This window comes from Paraburkholderia sp. SIMBA_030 (assembly GCF_046535245.1).
Lineage (GTDB): Bacteria > Pseudomonadota > Gammaproteobacteria > Burkholderiales > Burkholderiaceae > Paraburkholderia.
The window spans coordinates 13,423-30,418 of record NZ_JAWRXB010000038.1; the positions used below are offsets into that span (position 1 = coordinate 13,423).

Here is a 16,996-nt window from a genome sequence, read left to right on the forward strand (position 1 = left end):
AGCCAAACCGGCTGTCTACCGCGCCGGCATTGGGATCGGCGGCGATCCCCGGAGATAGAGCAGAGCAGAGAATTCGCAGTTTTTCACCGGTTTTCCACGTACACAGCTCGCCATTCAAAAACTGCAGGTCGAGCGTCAGATCAGCTACCCGCCAGACCATAGGCCGCACCATACCCATATGGATTACCGAGTCAGTTACGAGCACAGCCTGAAAAGCGATCCCGACGCGTTCATCGTTCAGGTTCCGTCGCAGTTCGTAGGAGGCATTCCTGGCAACATTCCCCGCGCGCTCCTGCCCGAGTACATCGCAGAACTTATCCTAAACCGGTCGCCGACCATCGGAAACATCCGAAACCTTCGGGTTCTCTGAACGCCACGCGCCTCCAGTGGAATGCTGGTGAATGCGAAATGCGCGTCTGACTCAAGCCGGCCAGGAGACGTCATTCGACGCGCGAGGGTGACAGCGTGACCCTCGGGGAGACAGAGACATTTCTGGATGAGGCGCAAATTGCTTTTGCTCCTATTTACGCTGCGTGGGGACGAGCGATTCCTAACGCTTGGATCGAAGCGACGATGATCAAGGCAGGGGATGCTGTTTCTGGTGAAGACGCCACGACATCGGCTTGATTCGTCGGCGAGCGTTCGGATTGGAGAATGGCGAGAGGCCGCAATGGGTCGACAAAGGAGGCTCGCGTTACTGAGCGATCCATGTCCGTTGGGCCGGCGCGAATTTCCGGGTACGGCCATCTGCCGCCACTCGTCCAAACTGTCTACGAGTTCCCCGAACGACGGCTCCTGCCTGTGTTACTGACCGTCGCGTCAGAACGGTGCCTTGGCCGATCACGCCTTGCCCAGCGAGCCGCCGTATCAAGCATCGCCCGTCTTTCGCTGACAGAGCCGCCATTGATGGCGAATGGCGCCGCCCCGGGAAGCGGCGACGCTTCTTCCCGCTCACCTCCCTTCGAGGACATCGGGATCGATGTATCCCGGGACTGTCAAAGAAAGCGTCGCTTTCAGCGCCCGGGTACCGGCATCCGCCAGCACTTCGCTCTCGCCCGCTTCGAGCGCGTCGAACGTCTGCCGGACGACGTCGACGGGATTCGCCTTCGGAACGTCGAAGTCCTTCGTGAGATCGGTATCCACGAAGCCAACGTGCAAGCCCACCACGCGGATATTCCTTTCTTTCAGATGGGCTCGCACATTGTTGGTGAAGCTCCACGCCGCAGCTTTCGACGCCGCATACGGCGCGAGAATCCGCACCGAACGCCAGGTGACGTCGGAAAGCACGTTGACGATAGCGCCGCTGCCGTCGTCGGGAAGCGAGGGCTCGAAAGCGCGGGTCACACGCATGACGCCGTAGTAGTTCGTCTCGAAGATGCGGCGGGCTTGATCTTCCGCGCTGTCGGCGAATGGCGACCCGGTAATTTCCGCGATTCCTGCATTATTGACGAGCATGGTGACATCCGGCGTGGCTTTCGCGGCCGACTCGACCGAAGCGGGGTCCGTCACGTCGAGTGCGACGGGCACCATGCCGGGCTCGCTGAAGGCCGCCGGATTGCGTACGCCGGCGTACACCTTGGCCGCGCCGCGGGCAAGCGCCTCGCGCGCGAATGCGAGACCCAGTCCGCGGCTGGCGCCGGTCACAAATACAACGGAGTTCTCAATCTTCATTTCAATCTCCTTGGTGAGGATGGCGTAACGAATCACGGCTGGAAGAGCGGGCGCCTGGCGCGAACGAACTCCTCAACCGTTTGTGGCGCCTTCCCGGTAACCTGCTCGATCACGTGGTCGGAGCCTCTGAATACGCCGTTCTGGTAATCGACGGCGACTTCAATGAAGTGCTGGATTGCAAACTCGGGAAGATCGTACTTCTGCAAATGCGCGCGGTATTCGTCGAGCGTGGCCGGGCGATAGACGATCTTCCTGTCGATGACCTTGCTGATTTCGTTCGCGATGTCGCCGTGATCCATTTCGATGGGACCGCACAACTCATACGCCTTGCCGACGTGCTCCTGCGGCTGCGTGAGTACGGTAGCGATGAAACGGGCCTGGTCTTCCGCTGCGATCGGTGCATGGCGCCCTTCGCCGTACGGGAGTGCGATCTGTCCTTCCTTGACGATCGTGTCGAGCACCCACGGGAAGATCAGCCATTCGGAAAAAAATGTCGGGCGGATATGAATGGTGGGCACGCCCGACCAGTCCAGTACGCGTTCCGCGATCCAGTGATCGCGCGCGGCATGGCTCTTCGCGTTTTCGCGCGCGGATATCTGCGACATTTCCACCACGACTTCCAGGCCGGCGCGGCGCGCGGCATCGGCGAAATAAGCGGTGCCCTGGATGAAGCCCGGGCGCACCGGATAGCAGAGATACGCACCCGTGACGCCCGAGGTGGCGCGAATCAGGTCGTCGTGATTGAGCAGATCGCCTACTACTACTTCGGCGCCAGCGGCACGCAACGCCGCGCTGCGCGCGTCTTCGGTGCGCACCATGGCGCGCACCGCGTGCCCGGCTTCGAGCAGGTTATTGACGGTATGGACGCCTGTTTTGCCCGTGGCGCCGGTAATGAGGTACTTGCGTTGTTGCATGATGATTCTCCATTGCATAAGTTCAGGGGTATTGCGTTCCGAGGCATGACGCGAGCCGATTTTTGCGTCACCATTATGTGTATATGCACATTTTGAGGCGAACGAAGGCGTCGTTCGATGTCTCCGTTTCTGCCTTGATCGCTGCGATCTGTTGCCATATTTCGCCCAGCAGCGACGCCAGCTATGCTGGAATGTCCCGCACCACCTCCGTCAACTCGCCAGAATTCATCTCATAGAAGAAGCCGTAGAGTTTGACGTCCTTCGGTACAGCCGGGCTGGTACGAAGCAGCTCGACATCGTGTTTGATCGACTCCTCGAAATGTGAAATGGCGAGGCTATCCTGATCGAACATTGTTGAGATATCGGCGTGGTGGTGATCATGGAACTCGTCGACAAGAGTCTCCGGCGTGAAAGCCGTCGCGCCGCAGAATGAGTGATGCACCACCACGACGTTTTGTACTTTGAAAAGATAGTCCATCGTAGCGACCGATTGAAGAGCCGAAAAGGCACGGCCACCCGCGTTCGACACGGCGAACAGCGTCCGCGTGTTGCCGATCCGGTTGCCGGCTTCGTCGAGAATGTTTTCGCCCGGATAGACCTCGTCCCCGAAATAGTCGGCGACAGCCTGCGGTATTTCGGATGCCCGCGGATCAAAGCAGTGGATCACGATGGTCTTCATCGGGATGAACTGATTGAATCCCTGGAAGGCGGACCGATCGAACCATGCCGGGTCAAACCACGGTTGCGTCCTGAATTCGAATTCGCTGTATTTGGTCATTTGGCTTGCTCCACTTTGTACGGTCTTTGCTTAAACGAAGGCAGCGTTCGGGTGCTGCTATCGCTACCGAGTATAGGTTTGTCGAACTGCCGCACAAATGACGTTGAGCCCTCGATTTCTGCCAGCAACACAGGCGCTCGAAGCACCGCTCATTCGTCGAACGGCGCCCAGTCCAGCACAACCGGTGCATCCACGATTGTGAGCGGCGACCGATTGTGCGCAACGCGGGAGCAAATGTGAAACCAGTGCGGGTACGGCTGCTTGCAGTCGACCTCGTGATTGAGCATTTCGTTGAAAGCGCGCTTGAAGTTCCGGCGGGGGTATCGTCGTAGCACTTCGGCGACGTCTGCTGGGTCGAGCTGCGCGCCGGCCACGCCAGAGACGTCATACGCCAGGCCCAACTGCATCAGGCGGCTGGTGTCCCCCCTGAAATGATTCATATCCCACGTATGCAGCGCGATGTTGTCCCAAACCTTCTGTGCACGATCCTCCGATACGCCTTGTTCAACAAGGAACATCCGCGCCGCACTAGCGCCTTCAATTTCGAAGCGGTGAGGACCGGGGGCATGATCGGTAAGTCCCAGATCGTGCAGCACGGCTCTCGCGGACAATGCTGCTGTCCGGTACCTTGATATCTGAGATCACGAGAATGTCCTGTCTGGCTGACTGTCAAAATAGTCAGCCGAGTATAGGATCACGAACCATTCCGCAATTGACATTCACACCTCGTTTTCTGCCGAATGGTAGCGTGCGCGCCCGTCCCGCCCGCATTCAGTGCGAATTGCGTGAGCCCACGTCGAACCATCCGCCCTCGAGACGCCCAGTCAGGCCGGCCTATAACAGCGGCGGCAGAAAAAGAGGGGTAATTGTCATTGCTGCCGCACACCAAATGCCTATAACCTGTCGCCAGGACGCGCCGCCAGTTGCTCCCGGCGGTCTTGTCGTCGTGCGTGCCGGCGGACCTCGAAGGTTGCTGGCTGGATCTGCAATCCGGGAAACTCGCGACACCTCGATGCCTCAGGCAAATGGCTAAGACCGACAATTCGGACGGACAAGTACCTCGCAAGGTTGTCATCGTCGCTTATGACGGTGCCAAGCTGATGGACATATCCGGTCCGCTGCAAGCATTCTGCGACGCCTGCTTTGAAGATGGTCGTCCCGCCTATCAGGTCGTTCTTGCCTCCGAGGCGGGCGGCCCGGTCTCCACCGATACTCGCGTCAAGCTGGAAACCGTACGGCTCGACGACGCAGTGATCGACTCCGTCGACACGCTGCTCGTTGCCGGCGCCGACCTGATCATGCCCGCTGACGCGACTGCATCGCTTCGGGCGAGGCTCGTGGGTTATCTCGACCGGCCTCGTCGGCTCGGCTCCGTCTGCACGGGCGCGTTCGTCCTCGCTCAGTTGGGCGTTCTGGATCGCCGCGATGCGACGACACATTGGGCTGCGTGCAGCCGGCTCGAGGACCAGCACCCGACCATCAACGTCAAGCCGGACGCGATTTTTGTCACCTCCGATCATATCTGGACATCGGCCGGTGTCTCCGCTGGGATTGACATGGCGCTGGCAATGATCGAGGACGATCTGGACCACCTGGCGGCGCTCAATGTGGCGCGCGGCATGGTTCTTTTTCTCAAGCGACCCGGCGGTCAATCGCAGTTCAGCATGGAACTGCGTCAGCAGATGCGCGACGCGCGCGGCCGATTCGACGACCTTCACGATTGGATTCGAACCCATCTCGAAGCGGACTTATCCATTCCGGCACTCGCGGACGCAGCGCGGATGAGCCCACGCAACTTCGCTCGTGTCTATCTTCGCGAAACCGGGGAAAGCCCTGCGCGGGCCGTCGAGAAGATCCGCATAGAAGCGGCCAGACGTCTGCTCGAATCCGCGCGCGATCCTATTCAAGTCATCGCGCGTCGGACCGGTTTTGGAGATGACGAACGGATGCGCCGGGCATTCGCAAAGGTTTATGGCGTGTCTCCGCAGGACTATCGCAGCCGCTTCGGACAGCCGAAGTCTTGACGCGCAACCCGGCAGAGATGCTTTTTCCGTCGGAGCGAACGAATGTCCCGGGACGAGGGCTGTTTGTCATTGCCGCCAAAGACAGGGTGAACTATTTTTTCGAATCAGACTTTTGAGGAAAGTATATGAAAACCCCTGTCATCATCGGAGGCATAACTGCGCCGGACTCGGAGCTCGTCCGCAAAGCGGCCGCTCTCGTCGAGCAAGCCCATTCGAAGCCGTTTCTCAATCATGTCCACCGGACATGGTGGTTCGCTGAGTTCATCGGCAAAAAGCGGCAAATGAAGTACGACCGCGAGCTGGTTTATCTTGCGTCGCTTCTTCACGACCTGGGTCTGTCGAAAGATCACATTGCGGACAAGCGCTTCGAAGTGGATGGCGCCGACGCCGCGAGCAGATTTCTGCATGTGCACGACTATCCGAAGACAAAGGTCGACATCGTCTGGGATGCCATCGCCCTTCACTCGTCCGCCGAAATCGCCGATCGCAGGGAGCCGGAAGTCGCGCTCGTCCACTTCGGCGCTCACGTCGACGTCCTGGGGCTTAGGATGGACGAGATCTCACCCCAACTGATCGACGACACGCTCGCGCTCTACCCGCGGCTCGGCTTCAAGGAGGCGTTCACGGAGGCGCTAGCCGAGGTCGCGAGACGGAAGCCACACACTGCCATCGGAACAGGTCTGGCCGACGTTGGACGTCGCCTTGTCCCTGGTCTCGAGATTCCCAACGTTTGCGACTTACTCCTTGGGGCGCCTTTCGAAAGCTGAGCCTTTCACGTGATGCGCAACTGCACCACGGTCGCGGAAGCAAGCGTTTATTGGCGGCCTTCTTGCCACTGTGATCACGTCCGCTCTGTTGCCGCGTCTGCCCGCCGCGAACCGATCAATCGCAGCCGCCTCTGCTCGTTCAACGTCGGACCGGGTTCGGCCCAGGACCCGCCACTTCCCGACTGCCGGATGCTTTCGGTCACCCGGCTCGGCCCTCGTATTCGCACAACGTCTCGCGCCTCTGTGAACCGATCGCCTATCGGCGGAACCCCGGCTTGCCTTTAGCCCCCGGGTACGCGACATTCTGGAATTGCCAGTAGCGAAGCAGTAGACCCTGACCCAAGACGGTTCCCAACCTCTGCATCCAGGACAATGCGCATCCCACCACTAAAGTCCATCATCGCGTTCGAGAGTGTCGCCCGCACAAAGAGCGTGAATCGGGCGGCTGATGAATTAGGGTTAACGCCATCGGCGGTCAGCCATCAGATTGCCAACCTCGAATCCATGGTCGGAAGGGCCCTGTTCACGAGACTGGGGCGGGGACTCGTGCTGACGCCGACGGGTCAGCAATATCTGGCGGATGTCACCGGATCGCTCGCCGATCTGAGCCGCGCGACGGAGCGCGCATCGAGCGAGTCGGGCGTGGAGATCCTTCGCATTCATTCGAGTCCCAGCTTCGGACTGATGTGGCTGCTGCCGCGCCTCGCTTCATTCCAGGAAGCGAACGGCGACATTCAATTGAATCTGGCGTGTTCATATGAGGATGTTTCATTCACGTCCGGCTACTACGATGTCGACGTGCGACACGGCTATGCGCATTGGACCGACGGCGAGATCAAAACGCTTCGCAATGAATTCATCACGCCTCTTTCATCGGAGGAATACCTGAGAAAATTTCCGGTGCGCACCCCCGAGGACCTGCTCGAGCGCCGCCTGATCTTCTCGGAGACTCCGCTCGTGCAGTGGAAGCAATGGTTCGGAAAGTTCGGCGTCGCGGTGTCCCGCAAGGCATACGATTTCGCGTTCGACCGTTCGTACATGTCGCTCGAAGCCGCGGCGCTGGGACACGGCATCGCGCTCGAAAGCACGATGCTCGCATCGGTCCATCTCAAACGAGGTTCGCTAGTACCGGTCTTCGATCGCACGTATGCGGTCGAGGTCAGCGCCCATCACCTCGTTTACCCTTCCCAGAACGCGGATCTGCCGCGCGTCGCCAGGTTCCTCGCCTGGGCCAAGCACGAAGTCGGCCGCGACTCAACGGCACGCTAGCCCATGCCGGTCGGGCACTGGCGCCAGGCGTTCGATCCCAGGCGCTGACCTCCTTCCGACCAGCAACTTAGCGCCGCCGCGACACCTGAAAATTCGTCAGCAATAGTTGAGCCGGACTGCATTGATCGAGATGGTTGAAGCGCTGAAACTGCGTCTACCAACTAACACGATCCATGGAGACAAACATGTTGCTCGACAGCAAAGTCGTAATCGTAACCGGTGCAGCCTCGCCGCGTGGCATCGGCAAGGCGACTGCAAAAGCGCTTGCCGCCCAGGGCGCACGAGTGGTGATTCTGGACCTCCGCAAGGAAGACGCCGAGAGCGCCGCGCGTGACCTCGGCGAAGGACACCTCGGCCTCGCCTGCGATGTGACCGACAAGGCCGCATGCGTTGCTGCCGCTAGGGCGGTCGTCGAGAAGTACGGCCGCGTCGATGGATTGATTAATAACGCCGGTATCACCCAGCCGTTGAAGACGATGGACATCGGACCGGACAACTTCGACGCGGTCATCGATGTGAACCTGCGCGGGACGCTCTACATGTCGCAAGCGGTCATTCCGCAAATGAGAGAGCAGAAAAGCGGCAGCATCGTCTGTATGTCATCCGTTTCCGCGCAACGCGGCGGCGGTATCTTCGGCGGCCCGCACTACAGCGCCGCCAAAGCAGGTGTGCTCGGTCTCGCTCGCGCGATGGCGCGTGAACTCGGCCCGGACAACATCCGCGTCAACTCGATCACTCCAGGTCTCATTCAGACCGACATCACAGGCGACAAGCTCACGACGGAGATGCGCGCCGACGTCATCAAGGGCATTCCGCTGGGCCGGCTCGGCGATGCTGCGGACGTCGCGAACGCCTGCCTGTTCCTCTCGAGCGACCTGTCGACCTACCTCACGGGCATCACGCTCGACGTCAACGGCGGCATGTTGATTCACTAAGGATGACATTCGCCGCGATCGCGGCGGATGAGTCAACGCACCCGAGGAAACCCCGGGGCGATATGGCAGGAGACAAGCATGAAAACGAAGTTCACTGCGCCATCCATGACGGGCGATGTCACCTCGTTCGCCGATTCGGCGAGCTTCGAATCAAAAACGTATGCGAAAGTCGGACGGCGCCTGATACCGTTCCTGATGCTGTGCTATCTGGGCGCCTATCTCGATCGTGTCAACGTAGGCTTTGCGAAACTGCAGATGCTCAATGACCTGCGATTCAGCGAAACCGTGTATGGCTTCGGCGCCGGCATTTTCTTCCTTGGATATTTCCTCTTCGAGGTACCGAGCAATCTCATGCTGCACAAAGTGGGCGCACGAAACTGGCTCGCCCGCATCATGCTGACGTGGGCTGTGATCTCGGCCAGCTTCGTCTTCGTCAAGTCGCCCACAACCTTCTATGTTCTCCGCTTTCTATTGGGCGTGGCCGAGGCCGGGTTCGCGCCAGGCGTCATCCTGTACCTGACTTACTGGTTTCCTTCAGCGCGGCGCGCAAAGGCGCTCTCCCTCTTCTTCATGGCGATTCCGCTTGCCGGCATTGTCGGTGGGCCGCTGTCCGGTTACATCCTGCATGCGTTCCATGGCGTGAATGGCCTGGCGGGCTGGAAGTGGCTGTTCATCCTCGAAGCACTACCGTCGTTGCTCCTTGGCGTCGCCATCCTGCTGTACCTCGACAACGGGATCGCTGCCGCTAAATGGCTCACTGATGCGGAGAAGGCGCTTCTCGCACGCAACGTGGCGAATGACAACGCCCACAAGATCGCCCATGTCTCGATCAGGTCTTTCATCGGCGACCGTCGCCTGTGGTTGATGGCAGCCATCTACTTCTGCGTGGTGCTCGGCCAGTACGGCCTGACGTTCTGGCTTCCGACGATCATCCGCAAGTCGGGCGTCGCCGACCCGCTGTGGGTAGGTATCTTCACGGCCATTCCGTACCTCTGCGCGATCATTGCGCTGCCGCTGGTGGGCGCAAGTGCCGACCGCCATCGCGAACGGCGTCTGCATCTTGCGATCCCGATGCTGGTGTCGGCGGCAGGCTTTGCCACGCTTCCGATGCTGGGCGGAGTCGGTGCGTCGCTGGTCTGTGTCAGCGTGGCCGCCGCCGGCATCCTCGCTTCATCGTCGCAGTTCTGGTCACTGCCGACCGCGCTCCTTGGCGGCATGTCCGCCGCAGCGGGGATCGCCGCGGTGAACTGTTTCGCCAATCTCGCAGGCTTCTTCTCGCCGGCCATCGTGGGCTGGTTGAACGACCTGACCGGTAAATCGACAGCTGGGCTCATCTTTATCTCGGTCGCTATCGTTATCGGTGCCGCGCTCGTTTTCCTCGTGCCAGCCAAAACCGTCAATCGCTGACACCGTCTGCTGCAAAGACTCACTTTTTAATTCAAGGAGACACCATGAACAGTCCGTCATCAGATGCGGTGACGCTCGCTGAGCGCGCCTACCGGATTCGTAGAAACGCCTTGCTGATGGGCGAGGTACAGGGCCAAGGCTATATCGGCCAGGCACTCGACATCGCCGATGTACTCGCGGTTTCCTACTTCGGCGCGATGCGCTACCGGGCCGAGGATCCCGAATGGGAAGGCCGCGACCGCTTCCTGCTGTCCAACGGCCACTATGCGATTGCGCTCTATGCCGCACTGTTCGAAGCCGGCTTCCTGCCACCGGAAGAACTCGAAACCTACGGCAGCGACGACAGCCGGTTGCCGATGTCCGGTATGGCGAGCTACACGCCGGGCATGGAGATGTCCGGCGGCTCGCTCGGCCACGGTCTCACGATCGCGGTGGGTCGCTGCCTGGGACTGAAGCGCAAGGGCTCGGACGCCTTCGTCTACACGCTCTTCTCCGACGGCGAACTCGATGAAGGCGCAATCTGGGAAGGCCTTATGTCGGCCGCTCACTGGAAGCTCGACAACCTGATCGCCATGGTCGACGTCAACAACCAGCAGGCCGACGGTCCTTCGTTGAAGATCATGGCGTTCGAGCCGCTCGTTCAGAAGCTCGAAGCGTTCGGCTGGTTCACGCAGCGCGTTGACGGCAACGACATCGATGGCGTGAAGGCGGCTTTCGATGCAGCGCGCAACCATCCGAAAGAGCAGCCCCGGATTATCGTTTGCGATACCCGCATGGGGTGCGGCGTGCCATTCCTTGAGGAACGGGAAAAGAACCATTTCATCCGCGTCGATGCCCATGAGTGGCAACTGGCGCTTGCAGCACTCGAAGCAGGGAGACAAGCATGAGCGACACCACCACCAAGTCGCGCCTGAAGACCTCGGCGATGATCGCCTCGATTGCCGGCGAAGGACAAGTCACGCGTTCCGCTCCGTTCGGCCACGCGTTGGCTCAACTGGCTCGCGAGAAGAAGAACGTGGTCGGTATGACCGCCGACCTCGGCAAATATACCGACCTGCACATCTTCGGGAAGGAGTTCCCCGAACGTTACTACCAGATGGGCATGGCCGAGCAACTGCTGATGGGGGCGGCCGCCGGTATGGCGCATGAAGGTGCCCAGCCGTTCGTGACGACCTACGCTGTGTTCGCGACGCGCCGCGCGTATGACTTCATGCACCAGGCTATCGCCGAGGACAACCTCGACGTGAAGATCATCTGCGCGCTGCCGGGTCTCACGACCGGCTACGGCCCCAGCCACCAGGCGGCCGAGGATCTCGCACTCATGCGCGCGATGCCGAACATGACGGTCATCGATCCGTGCGATGCGCTCGATACCGAGCAGATGGTGCCCGCTATCGCCGCGCATAACGGCCCCGTGTATGCGCGTCTGCTGCGTGGCAATGTTCCGGCCGTGCTCGATGAATACGACTATCAGTTCGAGCTGGGCAAGGCGAAACTACTTCGCGACGGCGCCGAGGTGCTGATCATCTCATCGGGCATCATGACCATGCGCTCGCTGGAGGTGGCGAAGCTACTGGCAGCAGACAAGGTGGGCGTTGGCGTGTTGCACGTGCCAACCATCAAGCCGCTCGACACTGAGACGATCTTGCGCGAGGCCCGACGCACGGGTCGGATGGTGGTGGTTGCCGAGAATCATTCGGTGATCGGCGGCCTCGGCGAAGCGGTCGCGACCACGTTGCTCGCTGCCGGCGTCACGCCGATGTACCGTCAGATCGCACTGCCTGATGAGTTTCTCGCTGCGGGCGCGCTGCCCACCTTGCATGACCGCTATGGCATCTCGACCAACGTCATGGCCGATACCATCAAGGGCTGGCTTCGATGAGCCGACTGTGTCATCCAGACGCTGCAGCACGGCAGACATCGCTCCGCCTGAGCGTGATACGAGTCGTCCGCTAGTTTGAGGGGGACGGTGCGTCGGTACCATCGACGCACCGTTACTGAAAAAGCAGAACGCTGACATTTGTTAAGCAAAGCCTGTCCGACTGAAGGAGAACTCTGACCGTCCGCTTGCCGATTGTATTCGGCCCCTCGGAATGAGCGAGTGACTGGCAGCTCCGGGTCGCGCTTGCAGTCGATCGACACCATCGCGTCGATCGTCGACAATCAGCAGACGTTCAGATGGCCGTCACAAAGGAATAAATGAAAGAAAGCCAACAATTTTTTGCCTTGCGGGACCGACATTAGGGTCGAAGATGGCGTTGCGAATATCGAATCGGGCCTTCCCGACGTACTTCCGGATATGAGTGGCCAGTCGAGAATGGACAGATAGTCGGTGTTGTTGAACATCTCAGCTTTCCTCCCACTGCTACGTCAGTGGTTTGGTACAACCGGCATTCGTGCACTGTGTAACGACCAAGCCTCTGCCGGCAGCCCAATATGCAACGTGTCCAGCAACTGCCCCATGCCGGCGAACACCCGGTAGGCGCTAGCCACCTCCGCATACTGGCCGCCAACGAAGGCAATGCGTGCACTGTAGTACTCGTTCTCCGCGTTGAGCAAATCGAGTAGCGATCGTTGGCCGATTCCGAACTGCAACAAATACGCCTCCCGGGTTGCCGCACTGGAATCGACGTATTGCTTTAGCACGACCACCCGATCGCGTGCCGTTAGGTACGCATTGAACGCGAGCGAGACGCTTTCCTGTATCTCCAGCCGCGTACGATTGCGTACGTCTTCGGCTTCCCGGATCTGGGCGTGCGTCTCCCCTATTCGTGCTTTGTCAGCCCCGCCCTGGAAGATGTTGTAGCGAAGGCGCAGCATCACGCGGCGATCGTTTATTGGCCCGAGAACGCCCTGCCGGTCATGGCTCGTGCTGAGTTCCAGATCAAGGCGTGGCCACAATGCGGACTTGGCGACGTCGTACTGTGCCCTGGCTTGAGCGACATCCGCCTCGGCGCCTGCGAGCGAAGGGTGGTTGACCAACGCCGTGTCCAGCGCCTGCTGTTCGGTTTGCGGCAAGTCGCTCTCCGGTGCTACTGGCTTGGCGAGAGCATCCGGCGGCATGCCCACCAGATGAGCGTAAGCAACCTCGGCATCTTTCAGGCTGCTTTGCTCGGATCGCAAATTGTCCCTGGCCAGAGCCAGACGACTTTCCGCTTGATAAAGATCGGCACGGCGTCCGACGCCGCGGTCGCTGCGTAGCTTGATCTGATCGTAGATACGGAGGTGGGATTCGATGTTGTCTTCGGCGGCGGCCGTTGTCTCCTTGCGGCGCAGAACTTCAAGGTAGGCGCCCACCACACGCAGCGCCACGTCCTCCGCGGTGGTGGCTACTCCATAGGCCGAGGAATCGATGCGCGCGCTTTGACGCGCCACTTCACTTTTGACCGCGAACCCGTCGAACAGCATTTGCGACAGCGTCACGTTGGCGGTGCTATGCGTGAAAGTAGTCCGGTTCAAGCCGAGCAGACGCGTCTCTTCGTCGTCGCGCCGCTCCCTGCCGATGGCCGTGTCGACGTCCAGACGGGGCCAGTAGCCGGCCTGCGCCTGCTTTAGGCCCTGGTCTGCCGCCTGTCGGTGATGAGTTGTGGCAAGTACTTCGGGATTGGTTCTGATCGCCTGTTCGACTGCTTCCTGGAGGCTTTGCGCGCCCGCGAGTGAAGGTGAAACTGCAATCGCCGATAGCAGTACAAGCATGATTAGCAATGGACTATTCTTATTCATTGCGCAATTCCTGTAACCCGACGGTGGCTTGTATTCACTGCCGCTCAAGCACAAACAGACATTTCGCGATGCTCGAACTATGTGGCCGACGCATGTTACTGGAGATGTGTTGCGCTTTCAATAAACGTATCCCCGCTCACCGGATACCCAGTGCGGTGTCTCGGCACCGTCAACTGTCGCGGGCAATGCGTTGAGAAATATAAGCCCCGCAAGGAAGGCTTTCACTGCTCGATGATTAGTTCAAGCGTTGCTCGCGGGGTGGTCTGGCTGTCTAATACTCCTGAACGTGAGGCAGCGGTGGCGTAACGTAAGTCACGGCGGTGCCAGTGCCCTGGTCATGCGTGAACTGGAAACCGGCGGCAGACAGCCCGCCTTGCAGCGCTATCTGAGCCGAGTGAACGCCGTCGCTGACGGTCAGCGTGCCTCCCGTTCCCGCATCATTGGCCGTAAAGCTGAGTGTCGTATGGTCGTTGCACAAGACGTCCGCAAGATCCAGGGTGTTGCCGGCGCCGAACCCGGAAACCGTACCGGTGAAGCTGCCTGATTGATCGAGCTTGAGCGTGCCCGCGGCGCCGTCGGCGAACGTCGTGTTTTCCGTGGATGCGGCGCCGAACTCGAGTGTCGCGGCACCGCTGATCGTCGCGCTTCCGTTGCCGGTGACATCACCATGGATCGCCAGGTTGCCGTTGTTGGCTAATAGGTGGCCGCCATTGGCCACTGCACTGTCGATCACCAGTCCTCCGCTGCCCGTTGCCTCAAGCGTACCCGTGTTGACTACGACATTGCTTCCTGTGTCGATCACGAGCGCGTTGGTGCCGCTGGCGACAATCGTCCCCTCATTGACGAGCGTCAGTTGGCCAGCTCCGATCTGACCGGCACCGGCGATCGTGTTGTCGACGTTGATGAGCGTCGCGTCGGGACTGCCGCCAAATAAGACGTTGTGGCTATCGTCGGACAGCATAAGGTGTCCGCCGCCTTCAAGCGATGCGCTCTTCACCAGAATCTCGAGGTCGGTTCCATCGCCCGTTGACGCAAGCGCGATCGTGCCTGTGTTGTTGATCGTCCCGCCGAGGGGAAGCATTGCGCCGTCGCTCACCGTCATGACGCCCGAGTTGACCATGGCCGGCTCCTGGTCAAACACGAAGTTGCCGCCGGTGAGGTCAGCGGAATGAACGCCCATGACCGTGATGGTTTCGCCTGCGCCCAGTGCAATCACTGCATTGCCGTTGGCGTCGTCGGTCATGTGCGTTTGGACGTCGCTGAAACTCGTGATGCCTGTGAAGCCCACGAGATCGATCTTGTCCGCTGCGAGGTCGAGGTTGTGCAGCGTGTCGTTGCCGATGGGTTGCGCGAAAACGAACAGGTCATGGCCGGCGGAACCCGTCAAGTGGTCGTCGCCCGACCACGCGAAAATCGGCGAGTTTGCCGCATAGGCCTCCACATTGTCGGCAACCGTGACGGTCGCATGGCTGCCGTCCGCGTTGGTCCAGTTCTCGGTCACCGTGAGCACTGTAGCGCCAGTGAAGGACGCTGACGGCGTGACCGCGAGAGCGCTGAGATCATTCGTCGGGACGAGCCATGTGCCGTTGCCGAGCTCGGTTCCGGCGTTCAGTTGCCAGCCGGAGGGAATGCCGGCGATCGTCACCGTGAGGTCGGTCGCATGGCTGGACAGATCGGTCAGCGCAAGGTTGATTTCGGATCCGGCTACGCCGGCGGGGGCTGCGTGTGTGGAGGTCTTGGTGTTGCCTGCGAGGTCCCACTCAGTCACCGTCAAATTGTGATTGTTTAGCCCAGGCTGGGATAGGACCCACGTTCCACCACTCTGCTGCGTCGCGACGTAGTCGGCCGAATTACTATTGTCGTGGACTGCGACTTTCCAGACGTTGGAAGTGTCCGTCGTAGCCGTTAACACGTCTTTCCCGTTGTTGTAACTCCACGACAAGTTCGCTGGAGGCGTTGTGTCCAGTGTAAAGCTGAAGCCCGTTGCGGGCGAAACGTTGCCGGCCACATCGGTCTGCCGGACCTGCACGGTGTTCACGCCTTCGACGGCGCTGAAGCTGCTGGTCCAGTGCGCCCCGCTATCGATGCTGTACTGTACGGTCGCACCGCTTTCGACGCCACCGAGCGTCAGGGTACCGATGCTGGTGACGTGATCGCTGGCACTGCTGCCGGAGTCGGTGGCGAGCGCCACGCCGGGTGCGGCGGCGGCCGTGTCGAGTGTGAAGCTGAAGCTGGTTGCCGCCGACACGTTGCCGGCCACATCGGTCTGCCGGACCTGCACGGTGTTCGCGCCTTCGACGGCACTGAAGCTGCTGTTCCAGTGAGCCCCGTTATCGACGCTGTACTGCACGGTCGCGCCGCTTTCGACGCCGCCGAGGGTCAGGGTACCGGCGCTGGTCACGTGATCGGTGGCGCTGCTGCCCGAGTCGGTCGCGAGCGCCACCCCGGGCGCCGCCGCAGCCGTGTCGAGTGTGAAGCTGAAGCTGGTCGCCGCCGAGACATTGCCGGCCACATCGGTCTGCCGGACCTGCACGGTGTTCGCGCCTTCGACGGCGCTGAAGCTGCTGGTCCAGTGCGCCCCGTTATCGATGCTGTACTGTACGGTCGCGCCGCTCTCGACGCCACCGAGGGTCAGGGTACCGACGCTGGTGACATGATCGGTGGCGCTGCTGCCCGAGTCGGTCGCGAGCGCCACCCCGGGCGCCGCCGCAGCCGTGTCGAGTGTGAAGCTGAAGCTGGTCGCCGCCGAGACATTGCCGGCCACGTCGGTCTGCCGGACCTGCACGGTGTTCACGCCTTCGACGGCGCTGAAGCTGCTGGTCCAGTGCGCCCCGCTATCGATGCTGTACTGTACGGTCGCACCGCTTTCGACGCCACCGAGCGTCAGGGTACCGACGCTGGTGACGTGATCGCTGGCACTGCTGCCGGAGTCGGTGGCGAGCGCCACGCCGGGTGCGGCGGCGGCCGTGTCGAGTGTGAAGCTGAAGCTGGTCGCTGCCGACACGTTGCCGGCCACATCGGTCTGCCGGACCTGCACGGTGTTCGCCCCTTCGACGGCGCTGAAGCTGCTGGTCCAGTGCGCCCCGCTATCGATGCTGTACTGTACGGTCGCACCGCTTTCGACGCCACCGAGCGTCAGGGTACCGACGCTGGTGACGTGATCGCTGGCACTGCTGCCCGAGTCGGTGGCAAGCGCCACCGCCGGTGCCGCAGCCGACGTGTCGAGCGTAAAGCTGAAGCTGGTTGCGGCCGACACGTTGCCGGCCACATCGGTCTGCCGGACCTGCACGGTGTTCACGCCTTCGACGGCGCTGAAGCTGCTGGTCCAGTGCGCCCCGCTATCGATGCTGTACTGTACGGTCGCGCCGCTCTCGACACCACCGAGGGTCAGGGTACCGGCGTTGGTCACGTGATCGGTGGCGCTGCTGCCGGAGTCGGTGGCGAGCGCCACCCCGGGTGCGGCGGCCGACGTGTCGAGCGTAAAGCTGAAGCTGGTTGCGGCCGACAC

At 60.9% G+C, this 16,996-nt stretch carries 14 protein-coding genes; 8 read left to right on the forward strand and 6 right to left on the reverse strand.

All coding sequences use genetic code 11. The annotated features are described in order from the left end of the window. The first annotated feature begins 178 nt into the window (after nt 1–178). On the forward strand, nt 179–370 hold the full coding sequence (locus tag SB772_RS38090) for a hypothetical protein (RefSeq protein WP_410838260.1): 192 nt from the start codon (nt 179–181) through the stop codon (nt 368–370). Nucleotides 371–951: 581 nt separating this feature from the next. Here the strand turns inward: SB772_RS38090 and SB772_RS38095 are convergent. The 4 genes from SB772_RS38095 to SB772_RS38110 form a co-directional block, all read right to left on the reverse strand. Then, nucleotides 952–1,671 carry an SDR family oxidoreductase gene (locus SB772_RS38095; protein WP_410838261.1) on the reverse strand — a complete coding sequence of 240 codons (720 nt, stop codon included), beginning with the start codon at nt 1,669–1,671 and terminating at the stop codon, nt 952–954. Nucleotides 1,672–1,703: 32 nt separating this feature from the next. Then, the gene (locus tag SB772_RS38100) at nt 1,704–2,585 is read right to left on the reverse strand and encodes an NAD(P)H-binding protein (protein ID WP_410838262.1); all 882 of its coding nucleotides are present in this window, start codon (nt 2,583–2,585) and stop codon (nt 1,704–1,706) included. 181 nt (nt 2,586–2,766) lie between these two features. Next, entirely contained in the window at nt 2,767–3,264 is a 498-nt protein-coding gene (locus SB772_RS38105; RefSeq protein ID WP_410838263.1) for a carbonic anhydrase, read from the reverse strand. Nucleotides 3,265–3,512: 248 nt separating this feature from the next. Continuing rightward, nucleotides 3,513–3,959, reverse strand: a complete 447-nt coding sequence (locus tag SB772_RS38110; RefSeq protein ID WP_410838264.1) for a metal-dependent phosphohydrolase — start codon at nt 3,957–3,959, stop codon at nt 3,513–3,515. A 354-nt stretch (nt 3,960–4,313) separates the two neighbouring features. Between SB772_RS38110 and SB772_RS38115 the strand changes: the two genes are divergently transcribed. The 7 genes from SB772_RS38115 (at nt 4,314) to SB772_RS38145 (ending at nt 11,647) form a co-directional block, all read left to right on the forward strand. Continuing rightward, nucleotides 4,314–5,387, forward strand: coding sequence for a GlxA family transcriptional regulator (locus tag SB772_RS38115; protein ID WP_410838265.1), 1,074 nt, complete (start codon nt 4,314–4,316; stop codon nt 5,385–5,387). A gap of 125 nt (nt 5,388–5,512) precedes the next feature. Further along, a complete protein-coding gene (locus SB772_RS38120) occupies nt 5,513–6,154 on the forward strand; it encodes an HD domain-containing protein (protein ID WP_410838266.1) in 642 nt (213 codons plus the stop codon). A 372-nt stretch (nt 6,155–6,526) separates the two neighbouring features. Further along, nucleotides 6,527–7,423 carry a LysR substrate-binding domain-containing protein gene (locus tag SB772_RS38125; RefSeq protein WP_410838267.1) on the forward strand — a complete coding sequence of 299 codons (897 nt, stop codon included), beginning with the start codon at nt 6,527–6,529 and terminating at the stop codon, nt 7,421–7,423. A 185-nt stretch (nt 7,424–7,608) separates the two neighbouring features. Further along, on the forward strand, nt 7,609–8,358 hold the full coding sequence (locus SB772_RS38130) for an SDR family NAD(P)-dependent oxidoreductase (protein ID WP_410838268.1): 750 nt from the start codon (nt 7,609–7,611) through the stop codon (nt 8,356–8,358). A 78-nt stretch (nt 8,359–8,436) separates the two neighbouring features. After that, a complete protein-coding gene (locus tag SB772_RS38135) occupies nt 8,437–9,765 on the forward strand; it encodes an MFS transporter (protein WP_410838269.1) in 1,329 nt (442 codons plus the stop codon). A 44-nt stretch (nt 9,766–9,809) separates the two neighbouring features. Beyond that, nucleotides 9,810–10,652, forward strand: coding sequence for a transketolase (locus tag SB772_RS38140; RefSeq protein WP_410838270.1), 843 nt, complete (start codon nt 9,810–9,812; stop codon nt 10,650–10,652). After that, nucleotides 10,649–11,647, forward strand: coding sequence for a transketolase family protein (locus tag SB772_RS38145; protein WP_410838271.1), 999 nt, complete (start codon nt 10,649–10,651; stop codon nt 11,645–11,647). Before SB772_RS38140 ends, SB772_RS38145 begins: the two co-directional genes overlap by 4 nt. A gap of 488 nt (nt 11,648–12,135) precedes the next feature. Here the strand turns inward: SB772_RS38145 and SB772_RS38150 are convergent, their stop codons facing one another. Next, nucleotides 12,136–13,488 carry a TolC family outer membrane protein gene (locus SB772_RS38150; protein WP_410838272.1) on the reverse strand — a complete coding sequence of 451 codons (1,353 nt, stop codon included), beginning with the start codon at nt 13,486–13,488 and terminating at the stop codon, nt 12,136–12,138. A 271-nt stretch (nt 13,489–13,759) separates the two neighbouring features. Continuing rightward, the coding region (locus tag SB772_RS38155; RefSeq protein WP_410838273.1) for a beta strand repeat-containing protein at nt 13,760–16,996 on the reverse strand (3,237 nt) is incomplete at its 5' end.

Coding starts and splice junctions, on each gene's coding strand:
- SB772_RS38140 (WP_410838270.1), top strand. CDS start 9,810: ATGAACAGTCCGTCATCAGATGCGGTGACGCTCGCTGAGCGCGCCTAC.
- SB772_RS38120 (WP_410838266.1), top strand. CDS start 5,513: ATGAAAACCCCTGTCATCATCGGAGGCATAACTGCGCCGGACTCGGAG.
- SB772_RS38090 (WP_410838260.1), top strand. CDS start 179: ATGGATTACCGAGTCAGTTACGAGCACAGCCTGAAAAGCGATCCCGAC.
- SB772_RS38150 (WP_410838272.1), bottom strand. CDS start 13,488: ATGAATAAGAATAGTCCATTGCTAATCATGCTTGTACTGCTATCGGCG.
- SB772_RS38145 (WP_410838271.1), top strand. CDS start 10,649: ATGAGCGACACCACCACCAAGTCGCGCCTGAAGACCTCGGCGATGATC.
- SB772_RS38130 (WP_410838268.1), top strand. CDS start 7,609: ATGTTGCTCGACAGCAAAGTCGTAATCGTAACCGGTGCAGCCTCGCCG.
- SB772_RS38100 (WP_410838262.1), bottom strand. CDS start 2,585: ATGCAACAACGCAAGTACCTCATTACCGGCGCCACGGGCAAAACAGGC.
- SB772_RS38095 (WP_410838261.1), bottom strand. CDS start 1,671: ATGAAGATTGAGAACTCCGTTGTATTTGTGACCGGCGCCAGCCGCGGA.
- SB772_RS38105 (WP_410838263.1), bottom strand. CDS start 3,264: ATGAAGACCATCGTGATCCACTGCTTTGATCCGCGGGCATCCGAAATA.
- SB772_RS38125 (WP_410838267.1), top strand. CDS start 6,527: ATGCGCATCCCACCACTAAAGTCCATCATCGCGTTCGAGAGTGTCGCC.
- SB772_RS38135 (WP_410838269.1), top strand. CDS start 8,437: ATGAAAACGAAGTTCACTGCGCCATCCATGACGGGCGATGTCACCTCG.